Raw genomic sequence first — 19,820 nt, forward strand, 5'->3', positions numbered from 1 at the left:
ATGGGGGGTGACGCGGGCTCTGGGGTGGTTTCGTGTGGAGCCCGCGTCGTACGGGGTCAGGCGTCGCGGTGCAGGCGCACGTTCGGCAGGCAGGCCAGCAGCACGACCCCGACCAGCATGACCGGCGTGATCCACGCGAAGACCCCGGTGACCGCCTCGGCGAACGCCGGCCGTACGGACTCGGGCACCGCACCCGCGACCCCCGAGACCAGGGCCGCCTGCCCCAGCCTGCCGCTGAAGACGCCCCCGAGCACGGCCACCCCCACGGCGCCGCCCACGTTCCTGGCGAAGGACACCACCGACGTGGCCGCGCCCCGGTCGGCGGCGGGCGCGCTGACCTGGACGGCCAGCATCAGGTTCTGCAGCACCATGCCGAGCCCGACCCCGAACAGCACCATGTACAGCCCGGACGTGACCGCCCCGGTCCCCAGCCCCATGGTCGAGAACAGGAACGCGGCCACCGTCGCCAGCGCCGCCCCGGTCACCACGACCCACTTGTACGTCCCCAGCCGGGTCACCAGCCGCCCCGCGACGGCCGAGGCGGCGATCATGCCCGCCATCAGGGGAAGCAGCAGCAGCCCCGAGTTCGACGCGCTGGCCCCGGCGGCGAGTTGCAGGTAGAGCGGCAGGAAGGTGGCCGCCCCCACCATCCCGGTGGCCATCAGCACGATGGTCGCCGTGGCGATCGTGAGCGTGCGGTCGCGGAACAGCCCGAGCGGCAGCACCGGCTCCTGCGCCCTCCGCTCCACCAGCACGAACAGCCCCGCCAGCACGACCGCCCCCACGCCCAGCCCGACGACGACCGGCGAGGTCCACGCGTACGTCGTCCCGCCCCACGAGGCGAACAGCGTCAGGCAGGTCAGCACCCCGGAGATCAGCGCGGCCCCCGGCCAGTCGATCCGGTGCGGCGAGGTGCGCCGCGGCAGCCGGAGCACGGCGAACGCGACCGCCAGCGCGACCGCACCGAGCGGCAGGTTGATGTAGAAGATCCAGCGCCAGGAGACGTGCTCGGTGAGGTAGCCGCCGATGACCGGCCCGAGGACGGCGGCCACGCCGATCACCGCCCCGAACAGCCCCTGGAACTTGGCGCGCTCGCGCGGGGTGGCGATGTCGGCCGAGATCGCCAGGGTCAGCACCATCAGGCCGCCGGCGCCGATGCCCTGGAAGGCGCGGAAGGCGATGAGCTGGGCCATCGTCTGGGCGAGTCCGCACAGGGCCGAGCCGGCGAGGAACAGGGCGATGGCCGACAGGTACAGGCGGCGGCGGCCGTACATGTCGCTGAGCTTGCCGTAGAGGGGCGCGACGATGCCGGAGGTCAGGGAGAAGGCCGTGACCAGCCACGACACGTTCTCCAGGCCGTTCAGCTCGCCCACGATGGTGGGGGTGGCGGTGGCCACCACCGTCTGGTCGACGGCGGCCAGGAACAGGCACAGCAGGAGCGAGCCCATGCTGAGCAGGAGGCCGCGCCGCGGTGGGGCCTCCTGGGCGATTGTCGATACCATTCAGTTGTCTCCTTGCTTCTTTCGCGAGGGCAGGAGGAATCCGCGGCGGTCGGGGGTGCCACCCCGATCGCCGCTTTCTTTCCGGAGGTGTCAGAGTCCGCGTTCGAGCAGCGCGAACGCCTCGTCGAGCAGTTCTTCGACCGGCTCGTCCGTGGCCGCCGACTCCTGGATGGCCGAGATCATCGCGCCGAACGTCGTGATGAGCAGCATCCGGGCGTGGATGCCGCCGGTCACTCCGGGCCTGGCCCGCACGGCGCCGAGGACCGTCTCCATGATCTGGGTCTGGTCGGCGGCGCGCGCCCTGGCGGCCAGTTCGGGGTAACGGTTGTTGAGCTCCATGAACGGCTGCATGGTGTCCCAGACCGGGCGCACGCGCACGGCGAGCTCCCGGGCCACCGTCTTGAGCGACAGGAAGGCGGGCTCGTCGGCCGGCCGGTCGGCGAGCAGGGCGACGACGTCGTCCGGCCGCCAGATCGGCTCCATGACGAGCGCCTCCTCCTTGGAGGCGAAGTAGTTGAAGAACGTGCGGGGCGAGATGTCGGCCGCCGCGCTGACGGCCTCGACGGTCACGGCGTCGAGGCCCTCGTCGAGCGCCAGCCGCACCGCGGCCAGCCGGATGGCCTGCCGCTTCTCGGCCCTGCGGCGCTCACGGCGCTGTTCCGGACTCTCCATGCGTTGCACTCTACGCAGAATTTGCACAGCCTGCAAGACTTGCAGACTGTGCAAATGACGAAGGGCCCCGGAGCCGTCCGGCTCCGGGGCCCTTCGCGCAGGTCAGACCAGCGGACGCGCCGTCGGCAGGATCGGGTACGGCAGCGCCGTCTCCCCGCTCAGGTACCGGTCGACGCCCGAGGCGGCCGAACGGCCCTCGGCGATGGCCCACACGATGAGCGACTGCCCGCGGCCCATGTCACCGGCCACGAACACGCCGTCCACCTTCGACATGTACGTCTTGTCCCGGGCGACGTTGCCGCGGGCGTCGTAGAAGCCCTCCCCCGCGACCTCGGCCAGGTCCTCCAGCAGGGCGCCCTTCTCCGGCCCGAGGAAGCCCATGGACAGGGTGATCAGCTCGGCCGGAATCTCCCGCTCGGTGCCGGGGATCGGCTTGAAGCCGTTCTGCGGCCCCTCGACCTCGACCAGGCGCAGCGCCCTGACGTTGCCCTCCTCGTCGCCGACGAACTCGGTGGTGGAGACCGCGTAGACGCGCTCCCCGCCGCCGTCGGCCAGCTCCTCGTGCGCGCTCTCCATCTTGAACAGGATGGGGAACGTCGGCCACGGCTGGTTGCCGGGCCGGGACGCGGGCGGCTGCGGCATGATCTCCAGCTGGGTCACCGACGCGGCGCCCTGCCGGATCGCGGTGCCGATGCAGTCGGCCCCGGTGTCACCGCCGCCGATCACCACGACGTGCTTGCCCTCGGCCGAGACCGGCGCGACCGCGTAGTCGCCCTCCTGGACCTTGTTGGCCAGCGGCAGGTACTCCATCGCCTGGTAGACGCCCTTGAGCTCGCGTCCGGCGACCGGCAGGTCACGCCATTGGGTGGCGCCGCCCGACAGCACCACCGCGTCGAACTGCTCGCGCAGCTCGGCCGCGGTGACGTCGACGCCGACGTCGACGCCGGTGCGGAACCTGGTGCCCTCGGCCCGCATCTGCTCCAGGCGCCGCTCGATGTGGCGCTTCTCCATCTTGAACTCGGGGATGCCGTACCGCAGCAGGCCGCCGAGGCGGTCGGCGCGTTCGAACACCACCACGTCGTGCCCGGCCCTGGTGAGCTGCTGGGCGGCGGCCAGGCCCGCGGGGCCCGAGCCGACGACGGCCACCTTCTTGCCGGTGCGCACCCGCGGCGGCTGCGGGGTCACCCAGCCCTCGGCGAACGCGCGGTCGATGATCTCGACCTCGACCCGCTTGATCGCCACCGGGTCGGAGTTGATGCCGAGCACGCACGCCGCCTCGCACGGAGCCGGGCAGAGCCTGCCGGTGAACTCCGGGAAGTTGTTCGTGGCGTGCAGCCGCTCGATCGCCTCGCGCCAGTCGGTGCGGTACACGAGGTCGTTCCACTCGGGGATGAGGTTCCCGAGCGGGCAGCCGTTGTGGCAGAACGGGATGCCGCAGTCCATGCAGCGGGCCGCCTGCCTGGTCAGCTTCTCCTGCGGGAAGTCCTGGTAGACCTCCCGCCAGTCGCTGATGCGGACGTCGACCGGGCGGCGCGCCGGCAGCTCCCGCTCGTGCGTGAGAAAACCCTTGGGGTCAGCCATCGAGTACGCCTCCCTAGCCCTGAACCGCAGCCGCCATGACGGCCTCGTCGATGTCCCTGCCTTCGGCGCGGGCGGCCTCGGCGGCCGCCAGCACCCTCTTGTAGTCGGTCGGCATGATCTTGCCGAACCGGGCGAGCGCGGCGTCCCAGTCGGCCAGCAGCTGCTTGGCCACCGGGGACGCGGTCTCGGCGAAGTGCTTCTCGACCGTCTCCTTCAGGAACTCCGCGTCCTGCTCGGTCAGCGTCTCGATGGCGACCATCTCCCGGTTGACCCGCTCGGGCCGCAGGTCGAGCAGGTACGCCACGCCGCCGGACATGCCGGCCGCGAAGTTGCGCCCGGTCGCCCCGAGCACGACGACCCGGCCGCCGGTCATGTACTCGCACCCGTGGTCGCCCACGCCCTCGACGACCGCCGTGGCCCCGGAGTTGCGGACGCAGAACCGCTCGCCGACCACCCCGCGGACGAACACCTCGCCGGACGTGGCGCCGTACAGGGCGACGTTGCCGGCGATGATGTGCCCGTCGAGCGGCGCCTCCTCGTGCGGCCGGACGGTGATCCGCCCGCCCGACAGGCCCTTGCCGAGGTAGTCGTTGGCGTCGCCGGTCAGCCGCAGCGTGATCCCGCGGGGCACGAACGCGCCGAAGGAGTTGCCCGCCGAGCCGGTGAAGGCGATGTCGATGGTGTTCTCGGGCAGGCCCTGGCCGCCGTACCGCTTGGTCACCTGGTAGCCGAGCATCGTGCCGACCGTGCGGTTGACGTTGCGGATGGGCAGTTCCATCGTGACCGGGGTGCCGTCGTTGAGCGCGCCCTCGGCGAGCTGGATCAGGGTGTTGTCGAGGGCGTGCTCCAGGCCGTGGTCCTGCTCGACGGTGCGCCGCTTGGGCGTGCCGGCGGGCAGGTCGGGCTGGTGCAGGATCGGCGACAGGTCGAGGCCGCCGGCCTTCCAGTGGTTCTCGGCGGCCGTCGTGTCGAGCATCTCGACGTGCCCGATCGCCTCGTCGAGCGAGCGGAAGCCCAGCTCGGCCAGGTACTCGCGGATCTCCTGGGCGATGAACTCGAAGAAGTTGACCACGAACTCGGGCTTGCCGCTGAAGCGCTTGCGCAGCTCGGGGTTCTGCGTGGCCACGCCCACCGGGCAGGTGTCGAGGTGGCAGACCCGCATCATCACGCAGCCGGAGACGACCAGCGGGGCGGTGGCGAAGCCGTACTCCTCGGCGCCCAGCAGGGCGGCGATGACGACGTCGCGGCCGGTCTTGAGCTGGCCGTCCACCTGCACGACGATGCGGTCGCGCAGGTCGTTCAGCAGCAGCGTCTGCTGGGTCTCGGCCAGGCCGAGCTCCCAGGGCGCGCCCGCGTGCTTGAGCGAGGTCAGCGGCGAGGCGCCGGTGCCGCCGTCGTGGCCGGAGATGAGCACCACGTCGGCGTGCGCCTTGGACACGCCCGCCGCGACCGTGCCGACGCCGACCTCGGCGACCAGCTTCACGTGGACCCTGGCCTCCGGGTTGGAGTTCTTCAGGTCGTGGATGAGCTGGGCCAGGTCCTCGATCGAGTAGATGTCGTGGTGCGGCGGCGGCGAGATGAGGCCGACGCCGGGCGTGGAGTGGCGGGTCTTGGCGATCCACGGGTAGACCTTGTGGCCGGGCAGCTGGCCGCCCTCGCCGGGCTTGGCCCCCTGGGCCATCTTGATCTGCAGGTCGGCCGCGTTGACCAGGTATTCGCTGGTGACGCCGAACCGGCCGGAGGCGACCTGCTTGATCGCCGACCTGCGGGTGGCGTCGTACAGGCGCTCGGGGTCCTCGCCGCCCTCGCCGGTGTTGGACTTGCCGCCGAGCCGGTTCATCGCGATGGCGAGCGTCTCGTGCGCCTCCATCGAGATCGAGCCGTACGACATCGCGCCCGTGGAGAAGCGCTTGACGATGCTCTCGACCGGCTCGACCTCGTCGATCGGGATCGACTGGCCCTTGCGCAGCTTGAACAGGCCGCGCAGGGTCATCAGCCGCTCGGCCTGGGAGTCCACGAGGCTCGTGTACTCCTTGAAGATCTCGTAGCGGCGGGTGCGGGTGGCGTGCTGCAGCTTGAAGACGGTCTCGGGGTTGAACAGGTGCGGCTCGCCCTCGCGCCGCCACTGGTACTCGCCGCCGACCTGGAGCCTGCGGTGGGCGTTCTCCGCCCGCGGGTAGGCGTGGCGGTGGCGCTGGGCGGTCTCCTCGGCCAGCACGTCGAAGCCGACGCCGCCCAGGCGGGACGTCGTGCCGGTGAAGCAGGCGTCGATGACCTCCTGGCTCAGGCCGAGCGCCTCGAAGATCTGCGCGCCGGTGTAGGAGGCCACCGTGGACACGCCCATCTTGGACATGACCTTGATGACGCCCTTGCCGTACGCCTTGATCAGGTTGCGCACCGCCTTGTGCTTGCCGATCTGCAGCACACCGGTGTCGACCAGGTCCTCGACGGTCTCGATCGCCAGGTACGGGTTGACCGCGCCGGCGCCGTAGCCGATGAGCAGCGCCATGTGGTGGCACTCGCGGGCCTCGCCGGTCTCGATGACGAGACCGATCTTGGTCCGGGTCTTCTCCTGGATCAGGTGGTGGTGCACCGCGCCGGTGAGCAGCAACGACGGGATCGGGGCGAGCGTGTCGGAGGAGCCGCGGTCGGACAGCACGATGATGCGCGCGCCGTTGGCGATGGCCCTGGACGCCTCGGCCCTGATCTCCTCAAGGCGGCCGAGCAGCGCCTGCCCGCCGCCGGCGACCTCGTACAGGCCGCTGATGACGTGCGGGTGGAAGCCCGGCAGGTCGTGCTCGTCGTTGATGTGGATGATCTTGGCGAGCTCGTCGTTGTCGATCACCGGGTACGGCAGCACGAGCTGGCGGCAGGAGGTCGGGCCCGGGTCGAGCAGGTTGCCCTCGGGGCCGAGCACGCTGGCCAGCGAGGTGACCAGCTCCTCCCGGATGGCGTCCAGCGGCGGGTTGGTGACCTGGGCGAACAGCTGCGTGAAGTAGTCGAACAGCAGCCGCGGCTTCTCGCTCAGCACCGCGACCGGCGTGTCGGTGCCCATCGAGCCGATCGGCTCGGCACCGGACCTGGCCATCGGCGACAGGATGATGCGCAGCTCTTCCTCGGTGTAGCCGAAGGTCTGCTGCCGCTTGACCAGCGCCTCGTGCGTGGGGATCTCCCGCTGCCGCGCGGGCAGCTCCTCGAACCTGACCAGCCCGGCGTGCAGCCACTCCTCGTACGGGTGCGCGGCGGCCAGCTCGGCCTTGATCTCGTCGTCCTCGATGATCTTGCCGCGGGCGGTGTCGATGAGGAACATGCGGCCCGGCTGCAGGCGGCCCTTGCGGACGACGTCCTCGGGCTTGAAGTCCAGCACGCCGGCCTCCGAGGCCAGCACGACCAGCCCGTCGGCGGTCACCCAGAACCGCCCGGGACGCAGCCCGTTGCGGTCCAGCACGGCCCCGGCCAGGGTGCCGTCGGTGAACGTGATCGAGGCCGGGCCGTCCCACGCCTCCATCAGGGAGGAGTGGAACTCGTAGAAGGCGCGGCGCGCCGGATCCATCTCGGTGTGGTTCTCCCACGCCTCGGGGATCATCATCAGCACCGCGTGCGGCAGGCTCCGGCCGCCGATGTGCAGCAGCTCCAGCGCCTCGTCGAAGCTGGCGGTGTCGCTGCCGTCGGGGTCGCAGATCGGGAAGAGCCGCGAGATGTCGCCCGGGATGTGGGCCGATGCCAGCATCGCCTCGCGGGCCCGCATCCAGTTGCGGTTGCCCTTGACCGTGTTGATCTCGCCGTTGTGCGCCACGTACCGGTAGGGGTGGGCCAGCGGCCAGCTCGGGAAGGTGTTGGTGGAGAAGCGCGAGTGCACCAGCGCGATCGCGCTCTCGTAACGCTCGTCGCTCAGGTCGGGGAAGAACGGCTCCACCTGGTCGGGCGTGAGCATCCCCTTGTAGACCACCGTGCGGGCCGACAGCGAGGGGAAGTAGACGTCCGCCTCGTGCTCGGACCGCTTGCGCAGGCAGAAGGCCAGCCGGTCGAGGTCGAGGCCCTGCTCGCCGCCGGGGCTCGACACGAAGAGCTGGGCGAAGTGCGGCATGACGGCGCGGGCGCTCGGGCCCGGCAGGGCGCGGTCGACGGGGACGTCCCGCCAGCCCAGCACCGTGAGGCCCTCCTCGGCCGCGATCTCCTCGATCAGGCCGACGGCGACGGCCCTGGCCTGCTCGTCGGCCGGCAGGAAGGCGATGCCGGTCGCGTACGCGCCGGCCTCGGGCAGCGCGAACGGCACGCTCGCGCGGTAGAACCCATCGGGGATCTGCGTCAGGATCCCGGCTCCGTCGCCGGTGTCCGGCTCGCTACCCTTGGCTCCCCGGTGATCGAGATTGCACAACGCCGTCAGCGCCTTGACCACGATCGTGTGCCCACGGCGTCCGGCGACGTCGGCGACCATGGCGACACCGCAGGCATCATGCTCGTTGGCGGGGTGGTAGAGGCCCTGAGGCTCGGGGAATCCGAGGTGGGCAGCAGGCATTGAATCCCTCCCGTCGTCTTCGTCTGTCAAGAACTGCTCTACAGGCGGGGACGACGTTGGCCCTGCTGCATATCGTGGGTAGAGATTACCGCACGATGCCGGAATGGTGCCCGCCACGTCCGCATTGCGAACATTGCGCACGGTTCCAGCATCCGAACTCCCCATCCCAAACCCCGGACCCGGCCATCAGAATTCCCAGGTCACGCCCCTGTTGTCCCAAGGCCCTCACGAGCCCCGGAAAGCTCCTTGCGGACGAGCCCGGCCCTCCCCGGCGGGCGGCCGGAGCCGGGCCCGCCCCTCGATAGGGTTGGCGCATGGATCGTGACGGCGTGGAGCGCCTGCTCGCCGAGGCGGGCGTCGACGGCAGGCGGCTGCGGCACGCCCTCACCCTCCTGTGCGACGGCCAGTGGTGGTCCCTGGCCGGCCTGGTCAGGGAGACCGCCACCTCCAGGCGGACCGTCGAGGCCCTGCTGCGCGAGGTGCGCCTGGAGCGCTCGGGCGAGAGGTTCCGGGTGCCGCCCGGCGACACGCCCGCCTACCAGGACCTGCTGGCCATGGCGCCGCCGCCCGAAGACCCGGTGGCCCACCTGCTCCCCCACTACCCCGGCGTGCTCGAACGCCTGACCGCGCTGGTCGCGGGCGCGCCGCGGGCCCGTCACGTGCTCGACCACGTCTCGGCGACCCCGGAGACGGCCCTGCGGCGCGCGCTGCTGCTCGGGGCGCGGTTCTGGCTGCCCGGGGCGCGGCTGCTGTGCGTCGGCGACCACGACCTGACCTCGCTGGCCGTCAAGCTGGTCCATCCCGAGACCGACGTCACGGTGGTCGACGTCGACGAGCGCATCCTGGCCTACATCGACGAGCAGGGGCTCGGGGTCCGCACGCGCTGGGCCGACCTGCGGCTCGGGCTGCCGGCCTCGGCGCGGGAGCACGACCTGGCGTTCACCGACCCGCCGTACACGCCGGAGGGGATCGGGCTGTTCACGGCGCGCGCCGTGGAGGGGCTGAAGGACGACGGGCGGGTGCTGGTGGCGTACGGGGCCAGCGAGCGTACGCCGATGCTGGCCTTCAAGGTCCAGCAGGCGTTGTCGGAGCTCAACCTCGCCTACGAGGCGATCTATCCGGATTTCAATCGCTATTTCGGGGCGGAGGCGATCGGCTCGGCGGCCGACCTCTACCTGCTGCGTCCCACGACCAAGACCCGCCCGGCGGTCAACGCCCGGCTGGGCCGTCAGGCCACGGCCATCTACACCCAGGGCCCCCAGTCGGTCGAGTCGGCCCCGGCGGCGGCCCCGGCGTCCGATCTGGCCGGGTTCGAGGCTGACCTGCTGGTGGGCGAGTGGCCCAAGGAGCTGCCCCAGCCCCGGGTGCGGCTGGCGACCTGGCTGGCCAAGCCGTACGCGGCGGCCGTCGAGCGGGTCGCCGTCGCGCTGCCGCCGGGGCTGGAGGCGGCGCTTCCCCGCGTGCTGCTCGCCACCCGCGCCGGGCACGTGCGCGTGTGGGGGGCCGACCTGCCGCCGCTGCCCGAGGCGCTGTCCGGCGTCTACGAGCTCCGCCGGACGGGCGGGGCGCTCGACGCCGTACGCCGCCCGCAACCCGCCGGATCGGCCGACGCGGTGCTGCGCAGGATCCTCGACAACGGCCACGCCAAACTCGCCAACACCTGGCGGGAGGCCCTCATCGCGGCGGCCCGCGACCAGGGCACGGCGCTCACCAAGAACGAGGCCCGCACCCTCATCCGCCAGACGGCTCCCTGGTCCGACGACCTGACCCCGCTGGAAGCCCCCCTCCACCGCCTGGCCGATCTCCCCGCCGCCGTCGCCACCACCGTCACCGCCCTCACCACCACAACCCCCTGACTCCGCGCAAGGCGTCTGACGGAAGCGGCGTCGTGGGTGGGCGGCGGAAGGACGGCCGAACCGCCGGACGACCGCGACCCTCCGAGCAGCAGGCGACCCGCGGCGCCCCTTCGAGCGGGCAGGTGGCCGGATGGGGGGGGTGGACGGTCAGGTGGCGGCGAGGATGCGGTTCTGGACCACGCGGCCGAGACCGTCGAGGGCGACCAGGGCCGTGACCAGGCCGTCGGCGGAGACCGTGCCGCCCGCCCAGCTGACCGTCACGTAGTGGCCCATGGCCCGCGCCTGGGCACGGCTGCGGGCGGCGTCGAACGCGGCGTCCTGCCGGACGAAGCCGTCCTTGCCCAGGGCCGCCACCAGGGCGTCGGCCGCGCGCCCGTCGGGCAGGTTGAAGATGGCGAACTGCCCGGCCAGCCCGTCGCCCTCGTACGCCGCCGCCAGCACCTGCGTGCACCCGGACGCCGACGCTCCCCACAGCACCTCGTCGCAGTCGTCGTGCTCCTGCGTGGAGACCCGCCGCAGCGCGCCGAGCGCCTGCGTCTCAGCGGTGAAGACCTCCTGCGCGGTCAGCGGCGCGGCGTCGGCCTGACGGGAGTCGACGGCCGCGTAGAAGGCCGAGGTGGGCTCGCCCCGGAAGGCGGCCGGCCGCGGCTCCCCCGGACGCAGCCACAACCACCCGGCCACGGCGACCGCCAGCACCCCCACGGCCACCCCCGCCACCACGACCACACGACGGGACATCACGCGACCGCCTCCGCGAACCCCACCCCGACGCGGGACAGCACAACCGCACCCCCGACGCGGGACATCAGAGTCGCACCCCCGACGCGGGACAGCACGACCGCACCCCCGACGTGGGCCATCAGGGCCGCTCCCTTGATCGCGGCCGCGCGAGGCGACGTCACGAGGCCGGGCCCGTGATCGCGACGACGCGGCGGTAGACGGACTTCTCGGCGCCGCGCAGGGCCAGGGTGACGGAGACGAAGTCGTCCCGGGCGGTGGGGTCGAGTCCGTCGGTCTTGCCGAGCCAGACGAGGCCGACGTAGTGGCCGAGCGCGTAGCCGCCGCCCTCGGAGTAGCCGCCCGCCGGGAAGGCCGCCTTCGACGAGGTCAACGGCCGTGCCCAGCCGCCCCGGTAGAGCGTCTTGAGGGACTCGACCAGGTCGCCGGCCGACTGGCCGTCCTTGAGGTTGAGCAGCGTGTACTGGCCGACGTAGCGGCCGTCGGAGCTGACGTACAGGCCGCGGGCCGCCTGGAGGCAGTCGGCGTCGGCCACCTTCTCCAGCAGGGCCGTGCCCCACAGGGCGGCCGAGCAGTCGGCGTCGATGCGCTTGGCGGCGAGCTTGAGCGTGAGCTTCTTGGAGACCGCGAGCTCGCTCTGCCCGAACACCTCCTTGTCGGTGAGCTCCCGGCTGTCCTTGGCCCGGTCGGCCAGGGCCGCGAACAGCTTGGGCGAGCTCCAGCCCTGGTAGGACATGGGCATGGCGGCGTCCGGGCCGAGGACGGCGGCGCTGGCCTCCCGCTCGGGGGCGTAGTCGCCGAGCGAGCTGACGACCGCCACCAGCCCCGTCGCGCCCGCGACGACGCCGATGACCGTGGCGATGATGACGATCAGCCGCTGCTGCTCCGGACGCAGGCCCCACTCGGTGAGCACGGGGAACTGCCAGTCGGAGCGCGGTGTGCGGCGCCGTTTGCGTGACCCGGAGCCGGTCGGGAACTCCGCGGACTCCCCGGTCCTTCCGGACTCCGCGGACGATCCCGACGCCCCGAACGCGGCGAAGCCCTCGGCTGCGTCGTCGGGCCCGCCGCCGTCCGCGGGGGCGCTCCGGCGTCCCGGATGCGACTGCTCGCCGCCGTCGGTGGCCGTGCTGCGACGGCCCGTACGGGCGGCCTCCGCCAGGTCGTCCATGCTCGCGGCCCAGACGGAGTCGTCGTTGTCCGGCGCCCGCCTCCTCCCGCGAGCCGTCTCCCCACCGTCGTGGGCGCGTCTCCCCCGGGACGCCTCTCCGCCCTCCTGGGCACGCCTGCCCCGGCCGGACTCCGCGGCTGCCTGGGAACGTCTGCCCCGCTGGGAACGTCTGCCGCGCGGTGCGTCGGCGTCGTCGGCGGGCGTGGACGCCTCCGGCGCGGCGGGCTGCGCGGCCCATCCGGCATCGGAAGCCGGGGACGCGGGCCGATGACCGTCACTCCGCTCACCACGAGCCGCCCACCGAGCGTCGGATCCCTGCACATCACCACGAGCCGCCCACTGCGTGTCCGACCCCTGCGCGCCGGAGCCGGCGGGCCACTGCGTGTCAGACCCCTGCGAGCCGGAACCAGCAGGCCACTGCGCGTTCGACCCCTGAGAGGCGGCGGGACCGGCGGGCCACTGCGCGTTCGAGCCCTGTGACCCGGAACGAGCCGCCCACTGTGCGTCGGAGCCCTGAGGGGCGGGTTGAGAGGGCCAGGAAGCGTCGGGCCCCTGGGGGGCGGGTGGGCGGGCGGCCCAGCCCGCGTCGGCGGGCTGTTGGGGGCGGGCGGCGCGGCGGGCCGCCCAGAGGTTCTGGCCGCCGTCGCCACCGGTCGCCGGCTGCTCGGGGGCCGCGGCCTCAGCGGCGCGAGCAGCGGAACGGCGACGAGCCCTCCCGGACCCCGCGCCACGCCCGCCACGCGAACCACCGGCTCGCCCGCCGCCACCGACCCCGCCAGCAGCGCCGGAAGCACCGGGCGCGCCAGGAGCACCGCCGGAACGACCGGAGCCGTCATAAGCCCCAGGACCACCACCGGAACGGCCGGAACCGTCATAAGCCCCAGGACCACCGCCGGAACGGCCGGAAGCGTCATAGGTGCCAGGAGCACCGCCATACCCGCCGGAGGCGCCGCCGGTGCCCGGAGTGTTGGGGCCGGTGCCGGAGGAGTCGGCGGAGTCGCCGGAGCGTCGTCCCGATCTCACAGTCCTGACGCCCCGATCAGATTGCCCAGCCCGTACGTGATCCCCGCGGCCACCGCGCCCACCACGAGCTGACGCAACCCCGAGTACCACCAGCTGCGCGCCGTCACGGCGGACACCAGCGCGCCCGCCCCGAACAACGCCGCGCACGACACCACGGCCGACAAGGTAAGCCCCTCGACTCCGAACAGGTACGGCAGGAGCGGCAGCACCGCCCCCACACTGAACGACAGGAACGACGACACCGCCGCCACCTTCGGCGAGGGCAGCGCGCCGGGAACGACACCCAGCTCGTTCTGGGTGTGGATCTCAAGGGCCCGCTCGGGATTGCGGGAGATCTGCCCGGCCACCGCCGCGGCGAGGTCGGGCTCCACCCCCTTGTCCACGAACGACTGAGCCAGCTCGGCCAGCTCCGCCTCCGGGTTGCCGGCGAGCTCCCGCTGCTCGACGGCGATCTCGGCCTGGGCCAGTTCGCGCTGGCTTGCCACGGAGACGTACTCGCCGCCCGCCATGGACAGGGCCCCGGCGGCCAGCCCGGCCACGCCGCTGAGGGCGACGACCTTGGTGGTGGCGGTGCCGCCCGCGACCCCGGCGATGAGCGCGAAGTTCGACACCAGGCCGTCCATCGCGCCGAACACCGAGGGCCGCAACCAGCCCCCGCTGACGTCGCGATGGCGATGGTGGATCTCCGCGCCGCCGGTCATCGCGGGTTCTTCTCCTTCGTCGCGGCATCGTCGTCCGCGTCGGTGTCGGAGGGTTCGCCGGGCTCAGCGGGTTCGCCGGGCTCAGCGGGTTCGCCGGGTTCGGCGGGCTCGGCCGCCACGGCGGCCGGCGCGTCGGACGAGCCGGGATCGGCCTGGCCGCTCTCGTGCGCCGGATCGACCGCCAGGTCGAGCGGCACGACCCGCTCCTCGGTGTCCTTGTTCCTGGTCAGCCAGAGGTAGACCAGCGCGCCGACGAACAGCACGATGGACGTCCACTGGTTGAGCCGCAGGCTGAGGAAGGTCACCGCGTGGTCGACCCCGCCGACCGGGTCGATGCGCAGGCCCTCGATCCAGAAGCGGCCCAGCGTGTACCCGGCGACGTAGAGGGCGAACAGCCGCCCGTGCCGCAGCGCGAACCGCTTGCCCGCCAGGATGAGCAGGAAGCCGAGCGCGACGTCCCACAGCGACTCGTACAGGAAGGTCGGGTGGTACAGCACGCCCGGCTCGCCGCCGTGGTCGACGTCGATCTCCAGGCCCCACGGCAGCGTGGTCGGGCCGCCGTAGAGCTCCTGGTTGAACCAGTTGCCCCAGCGGCCGATGGCCTGCGCGAAGGCGATGCCCGGCGCGACCGTGTCGGCGACGGCGCTCATGGAGATGCCGCGCTTGCGCACGGCCCACCACACGCCGACGCCGCCGAGCGCGATCGCGCCCCAGATGCCGAGCCCGCCCTCCCAGATGAACAGGGCCTGGTACGGCTCCTTGATCGCACGGCTGCCGAAGTAGGTCTGCCAGTCGGTGATGACGTGGTAGAGCCGGCCGCCGATCAGACCGAAGATCACCGCGGGGACGGCGATGTCGATGATCGTCCCCTTCTGGCCGCCGCGGGCGACCCAGCGCCGCTCGCTCAGCCAGACGGCGACGACGACGCCGAGCACGATGCACAGGGCATAGGCCCGGATCGGGATGATTCCGAGATACCAGACCCCCTGGGAAGGGCTGGGAATCGAGGCTAGGGGCATGTCAGGTGAGGGTAGCGCAGCCTGCGGCTACTTGGCGGCCTTCGTGACCGCATCGCGAAGTTGCTGCGGCGAGAACGCCGCCTCGCCGATGCTGGTGCCGTTGAGCTTCACGGTGGGCGTGCCCTCGATCGACTGCGCCGACATGATCTTCGAGCTGTCGGTCAGCACGGCGGGAGCGTGCTTCTGGGACGTGACGCAACTCTCGAAATCGGGCGAGGTGACCCCGGCCTCCTTGCCCCACTCGACGAGCTGGTCGGTCTTGAACCCCTCGACGGTCTCGGCCGGCTGGTTCTTGTAGATCAGGTCGTGGAAGGCCATCCACTGCTTGCCGTCGGCGACGCAGCGGGCGGCCGCCGCCGCGCGTACGGAGTTGCCCTTCGTCGGCTCCCTGGAGAAGATCGTGATCGGGTGGAAGACGACCTTGGCCTTGCCCTCGGCGGCCAGGTTCTTGAAGGTCGAACCGCTGACCCGCTCCAGCTCCTTGCAGACCGGGCACTGGAAGTCCTCGTAGATGTCGACCACCGGCTGCGTCACGCCCGCCTTGGCCATCACGGCGCTGCCGTCGGGCTGCAGGGTGATCGGCGCGAGGTCGGCCCCGGCCTGCTCCGACTTGGAGGAGCTGATCGACCACCACGCGCCGAGGCCGACCGCGGCCACCGCGACCACCGCCGCCGTGGTGTAGGTCACCAGCTTCTTGCGCTTCTCCTGGGCGCGGGCCGCCGCCTGCTGCTCTCTGATCTTCTCGCGCGCCGACATGTTCCCGTCAGACTTGGTGCGCTGCGCCTTGCTCATCCTCGATCTCCTCTTCGTCACCTGTGTCCTCCACGGCACCCGCCAGTCCGAGCGCCCCGTCGAGGGCGAACCGTCCCGGCGGGAAGCGGGCCGTCCATGCGCCGAGCAGCACCAGGCCGAAGTCGCGCAGGATGTCGAGCAGGTAGGCCGGCTCCTGTCCTGTCTCCAGCTGGCCGCCGCCGCCGAAGCAGCCGCAGTCGATCCGCAGGCCGTGCGCCCAGGCCCAGGCGATGCCGAACACGAAGGCGAACATGAGCAGCGCGGCGATCACCGCTGCCACCCTGGTCAGCAGACCGACGACCAGCAGCACGCCGACGACGATCTCCAGGATCGGCAGGACGTGGCCCACCATCTCGGCGATCGACTCGGGCAGCAGCTGGTACGCCTTGACCGCGACCACGGAGTCGGACGACTTGCCGATCTTCAGCGCCCCCGCCGCGATCAGCACGCCCCCCAGGATCAGCCGGGCGACGGTCGTCACCCAGGGTATCGCCGATCTGCCGTTGTGTGACGGTTGTGACGCGGCCACGGGTGATCTCCTCTTTCTCTGCGCCGGGAATGCGCACAGTACCGGGACATCATCCGATCACGCTCGGGATAAGCGTCGGCTAAGGCAGAGTCCCGTTCATGAAATGGTAGGAAGTCCACGATACTGCTGCGCCCGGAATTCGCTCGGCGGCAGACCGGCGCGGCGGGTGAACAACCTGGTGAAATAGGCCGGGTCGTCGTAGCCGACGCGCCGGGCCACGGCGGCGACCGGCAGGTCGGTGGTGGCCAGCAGGTCCTTGGCCCGGTTGAGTCTGATGGACAGCACGTAGTCCTTGGGGCTGCACCCGGCCAGCCGGCGCACGGCGCGGCGCAGCTCGGTCAGCGGCATGCCGAGGCGCCTGGCGTGCTCGGCGACCGGCACCGGCAGGCACGCGTCCCTGGCCAGCCCGGCCAGCACCGGGTCGCCGTAGGGGTCCTCGTCGGCGCGGCTGCGCCTGAGGGCGACCAGGACCTCGTGCACGATGGCCGAGGTCTCCACCTCCAGGTACGGGCCTCCCCTGCGGCACGCCTGGGCGATGCGGCCGATGGCGTGGGCGGCCGGTTCCGCCGTGGTGAGCGGGGTGACCGGGTTGCCGGCGTCCACGAAGCCGAGGTCCTGGTAGGCGGTGGCGGCGGGGCCGGCGAAGTCGACGAACCACTCGTCCCAGCCGGCCTCGTCGGGCGCGTAGTGGTGGCGTACGCCGGGCAGGAGCCAGATGACGGCGGGCGCGACGACGTCGACGACGGGCCCCTCCCCCTGGGAGAACCAGCCGCGGCCCGCGGTCACCAGGACGGCCACGTGGTGCTGCAGGGTGCGCGGCCCGACCGTGGGCAGCCGCCCCTCCTGCCGTCCGACGCCGAGGCACACCAGGCCGAGCCCGCGATGGGCGGGCCCGGGGGTCAGGTACTGCATCCACTTGTCGTAGGGCGGGGTCATCCGGTCTCCGCGGGTGAGTCCAACAGGTTGTCTGGGTTTGTCCATGGCCGTTGACCTGCGGTCTTGGCAGGGTTGCGGGGCGCGAAATCCTATCGGAGGAACAGTTATGGGTGTTTTCTCGGTCGAGAACGGAGTGTTCCGGCTCGACGGTGCGGAGTTCAGGGTGTTGTCGGGCGCCATGCACTACTTCCGGGTGCATCCCGGGCAGTGGCGGCACCGGCTGGCGATGCTGCGGGCGATGGGGCTGAACACCGTCGAGACGTACGTGCCGTGGAACCTGCACGAACCGCGCAGGGGCGAGTTCCGCCGGATGGAGGAGCTGGGCGCGTTCCTGGACGCGGCGGCCGAGGAGGGGCTGCTGGCGATCGTCCGGCCGGGTCCCTACATCTGCGCCGAATGGGACAACGGCGGCCTGCCCGCCTGGCTCACCGGCCGGATCAGGACCTGCGACCCCGAGTACCTGGGCCACGTGGACCGCTACTTCGACCGGCTGCTCCCGCAGGTCGTCGAGCGGCAGGTGACCCGCGGCGGCAATGTGATCATGATCCAGGTGGAGAACGAGTACGGCTCCTACGGCAGTGACCTGGCCTACCTGCGCCACCTGGCCGACGGCCTGACGGCCAGGGGCGTCGAGGTGCCCCTGTTCACCTCCGACGGCCCGGCCGACTGGTACCTGACCGGCGGCACCCTGCCGGGCGTGCTGGCCACGGTGAACTTCGGCTCCGACCCCGACCGGGCCTTCGCCGCGCTGCGCGAGCACCGGCCGGACGACCCGCCGTTCTGCATGGAGTTCTGGTGCGGCTGGTTCGACCACTGGGGCCACAAGCACATGACCAGCGACGCCGGTGACGCGGCCGCCGTCCTGGAGCGCATCCTCGAACTCGGCGCGTCGGTGAACCTGTACATGGCGCACGGCGGCACCAACTTCGGCACCTGGGCGGGCGCCAACCAGGCCGGCGAGCGGGCGATGGGCGACTGGCGGCCGACCGTCACCTCCTACGACTACGACGCGCCGATCGACGAGCGCGGGGCGCCCACCGAGAAGTTCTGGCGCTTCCGCGAGGTGTTGTCGCGGTACGCGGGCGAGCCGCCCGCGGTGCCGCCGGTCCCGGCCGCGCTGCCGCCGGCGACGCTGCGGCCGGTCCAGTCGGTGTCCCTGGGCGACGCGCTGGAGGCGGTGGCGGGGCCGGGGACCAGCGCGCCGGTGCCGCCGTCGTTCGAGGAGCTGGGGCTGGAGCACGGGCTGGTGCTGTACCGGGCGGAGGTGCCGGGGCCGCGCGGCGCGTACCGGCTGCGGCTGCCCGGGCTGCGCGACCGGGCGCACGTGTTCGTGGACGGCCGGCTCGCCGGGGTGTTCGAGCGCGACGCCGAGGAGCCGGAGGTGACGGTGTCCGGCCCCGCCACGGTGGAGCTGCTGGTGGAGTCGATGGGACGGACGAACTACGGGCCGCTGACCGGCGAGAGCAAGGGCCTGACCGGCGGCGTCCTGCACCACCAGCAGTACCTGAACGGGTGGAGCGCGCGGCCGATCCCGCTGCAGGACGTCTCCGCGGTGCCGTTCGCCGACGGCTCGCAGGCCGGGCCCAGGTCGTTCTTCCGGTTCGTCCTGGAGGTGGACGAGCCCGCCGACACGTTCCTGGCGCTGCCCGGCTGGGGCAAGGGGTACGTCTGGGTGAACGGCTTCTGCCTGGGCCGCTACTGGGACCGCGGCCCGCAGCGCACCCTCTACGTCCCGGCCCCGCTGCTGCGCGCCGGGACGAACGAGATCGTCGTCCTGGAGCTGGACCAGGTGGGCCCGGCCCTGGAACTGCGCGCGGAACCCGACCTGGGCTGACCTCGCCGGCACGACATGACGAAGGCGCGCCCCCTGCTCAGGGGACGCGCCTTCGTGATGATCGGGACAGCCCGCAGAGGGCTCAGCGGCGCACGCCGCGGGCCATGTCGCCGGCCAGCGCCATGATCGACTCGCGCCCGGCGGCCTCGTCGGGCGCGTCGAGGATGCGGCGGATGAACGCCGACCCCACGATCACGCCGTCGGCGTAGCGGGCCACCTCGGCCGCCTGCGCGCCCGTGCCGACGCCCAGGCCCACGCAGACGGGCAGGTCGGTGTGCGCGCGGGTGCGCTTGACCAGGCCCTCGGCCGCCGAGTTCACGCTCTCCCTGGCGCCTGTGACGCCCATCAGCGAGGCGGCGTAGACGAAGCCGGTGCAGCAGTCGACCACGGCCTTGATGCGCTCCTCCGTGGAGCTGGGCGCCACCAGGAACACCGTGTCGATGCCCGCCTCGGCCGAGGCGGTGCGCCACGGCTCGGACTCCTCCGGCGTCAGGTCGGGCGTGATCGTGCCCACGCCGCCCGCGTTGGCCAGGTCACGGGCGAACCGGTCGGCGCCGTAGCGGTCGATCGGGTTCCAGTACGTCATGACGAGCGTGGCGGCCCCCGTGGCGGCGACCCCCTCGACGGTGCGCATCACGTCGGCGATGCGGGTGCCGTTGAGCAGCGAGCGGTGCACCGCGTCCTGGATCGTCGGCCCGTCCATGAGCGGGTCGGAGTAGGGCAGGCCGATCTCGATGACGTCGCAGCCCGCCTCGACCAGGGCCGCGGCGGCGGCGATCGCGCCGTCCTTGGACGGGAAGCCGGCAGGCAGGTAGCCGACGAGCGCGGCCCGGTTGTCCGCCTTCGCCTTGGCGAAAACCGTCTGAAGAGTCGTCATGTCTGTCCGTTTCGAAGGTCGAGTCCCACCATGATGCCCTGCCGCAGGCCGTCGTCCGGTCACCCGCGCCGCG

Annotated in this window: 14 protein-coding genes; 2 read left to right on the top strand and 12 right to left on the bottom strand. The window is 72.2% G+C overall.

Going from position 1 to position 19,820, the window contains the following annotated elements:
• Positions 1 to 56: 56 nt before the first annotated feature.
• From ACIBK9_RS29245 to gltB, 4 genes are all read right to left on the bottom strand, one after another.
• Complete coding sequence (locus tag ACIBK9_RS29245; protein WP_397162116.1) at positions 57 to 1,502, bottom strand: MDR family MFS transporter; 1,446 nt, start codon at positions 1,500 to 1,502, stop codon at positions 57 to 59.
• A gap of 90 nt (positions 1,503 to 1,592) precedes the next feature.
• Positions 1,593 to 2,174: a TetR/AcrR family transcriptional regulator gene (locus ACIBK9_RS29250; protein WP_397162117.1), complete on the bottom strand. Its 582-nt coding sequence runs from the start codon at positions 2,172 to 2,174 to the stop codon at positions 1,593 to 1,595.
• A 102-nt stretch (positions 2,175 to 2,276) separates the two neighbouring features.
• Positions 2,277 to 3,755 carry a glutamate synthase subunit beta gene (locus ACIBK9_RS29255; protein WP_397162118.1) on the bottom strand — a complete coding sequence of 493 codons (1,479 nt, stop codon included), beginning with the start codon at positions 3,753 to 3,755 and terminating at the stop codon, positions 2,277 to 2,279.
• Positions 3,756 to 3,768: 13 nt separating this feature from the next.
• Entirely contained in the window at positions 3,769 to 8,274 is a 4,506-nt protein-coding gene (gene gltB, locus ACIBK9_RS29260; RefSeq protein ID WP_397162119.1) for a glutamate synthase large subunit, read from the bottom strand.
• A gap of 314 nt (positions 8,275 to 8,588) precedes the next feature.
• On the opposite strand from gltB, the gene ACIBK9_RS29265 reads away from it, so the two are divergent.
• Positions 8,589 to 10,130 (top strand): bis-aminopropyl spermidine synthase family protein, encoded by a 1,542-nt coding sequence (locus tag ACIBK9_RS29265; protein WP_397162120.1) that lies wholly within the window; start codon positions 8,589 to 8,591, stop codon positions 10,128 to 10,130.
• Positions 10,131 to 10,277: 147 nt separating this feature from the next.
• Here the strand turns inward: ACIBK9_RS29265 and ACIBK9_RS29270 are convergent, their stop codons facing one another.
• From ACIBK9_RS29270 to ACIBK9_RS29300, 7 genes are all read right to left on the bottom strand, one after another.
• The gene (locus ACIBK9_RS29270) at positions 10,278 to 10,868 is read right to left on the bottom strand and encodes a hypothetical protein (protein WP_397162121.1); all 591 of its coding nucleotides are present in this window, start codon (positions 10,866 to 10,868) and stop codon (positions 10,278 to 10,280) included.
• A gap of 160 nt (positions 10,869 to 11,028) precedes the next feature.
• On the bottom strand, positions 11,029 to 12,036 hold the full coding sequence (locus ACIBK9_RS29275; protein ID WP_397162122.1) for a hypothetical protein: 1,008 nt from the start codon (positions 12,034 to 12,036) through the stop codon (positions 11,029 to 11,031).
• 1,019 nt (positions 12,037 to 13,055) lie between these two features.
• The gene (locus tag ACIBK9_RS29280) at positions 13,056 to 13,760 is read right to left on the bottom strand and encodes a VIT1/CCC1 transporter family protein (protein WP_387666550.1); all 705 of its coding nucleotides are present in this window, start codon (positions 13,758 to 13,760) and stop codon (positions 13,056 to 13,058) included.
• Entirely contained in the window at positions 13,757 to 14,695 is a 939-nt protein-coding gene (gene lgt / locus ACIBK9_RS29285; protein ID WP_397162123.1) for a prolipoprotein diacylglyceryl transferase, read from the bottom strand. Before lgt ends, ACIBK9_RS29280 begins: the two co-directional genes overlap by 4 nt.
• A 111-nt stretch (positions 14,696 to 14,806) precedes the next feature.
• Complete coding sequence (locus ACIBK9_RS29290; protein WP_387666545.1) at positions 14,807 to 15,571, bottom strand: DsbA family protein; 765 nt, start codon at positions 15,569 to 15,571, stop codon at positions 14,807 to 14,809.
• Positions 15,543 to 16,052 (bottom strand): MauE/DoxX family redox-associated membrane protein, encoded by a 510-nt coding sequence (locus ACIBK9_RS29295; protein ID WP_397162124.1) that lies wholly within the window; start codon positions 16,050 to 16,052, stop codon positions 15,543 to 15,545. Before ACIBK9_RS29295 ends, ACIBK9_RS29290 begins: the two co-directional genes overlap by 29 nt.
• Before the next feature lie 144 nt (positions 16,053 to 16,196).
• Entirely contained in the window at positions 16,197 to 17,036 is an 840-nt protein-coding gene (locus ACIBK9_RS29300) for a helix-turn-helix transcriptional regulator (protein ID WP_397162125.1), read from the bottom strand.
• Between the two features lie 106 nt (positions 17,037 to 17,142).
• On the opposite strand from ACIBK9_RS29300, the gene ACIBK9_RS29305 reads away from it, so the two are divergent.
• Positions 17,143 to 18,870, top strand: coding sequence for a beta-galactosidase family protein (locus ACIBK9_RS29305; RefSeq protein ID WP_397162126.1), 1,728 nt, complete (start codon positions 17,143 to 17,145; stop codon positions 18,868 to 18,870).
• Between the two features lie 82 nt (positions 18,871 to 18,952).
• Here the strand turns inward: ACIBK9_RS29305 and trpA are convergent, their stop codons facing one another.
• Complete coding sequence (gene trpA, locus ACIBK9_RS29310; RefSeq protein ID WP_358293870.1) at positions 18,953 to 19,747, bottom strand: tryptophan synthase subunit alpha; 795 nt, start codon at positions 19,745 to 19,747, stop codon at positions 18,953 to 18,955.
• Between the last annotated feature and the right edge of the window lie 73 nt (positions 19,748 to 19,820).

Origin of the sequence: Nonomuraea sp. NPDC050227, from assembly GCF_044459705.1 — a bacterium.
Lineage (GTDB): Bacteria > Actinomycetota > Actinomycetes > Streptosporangiales > Streptosporangiaceae > Nonomuraea.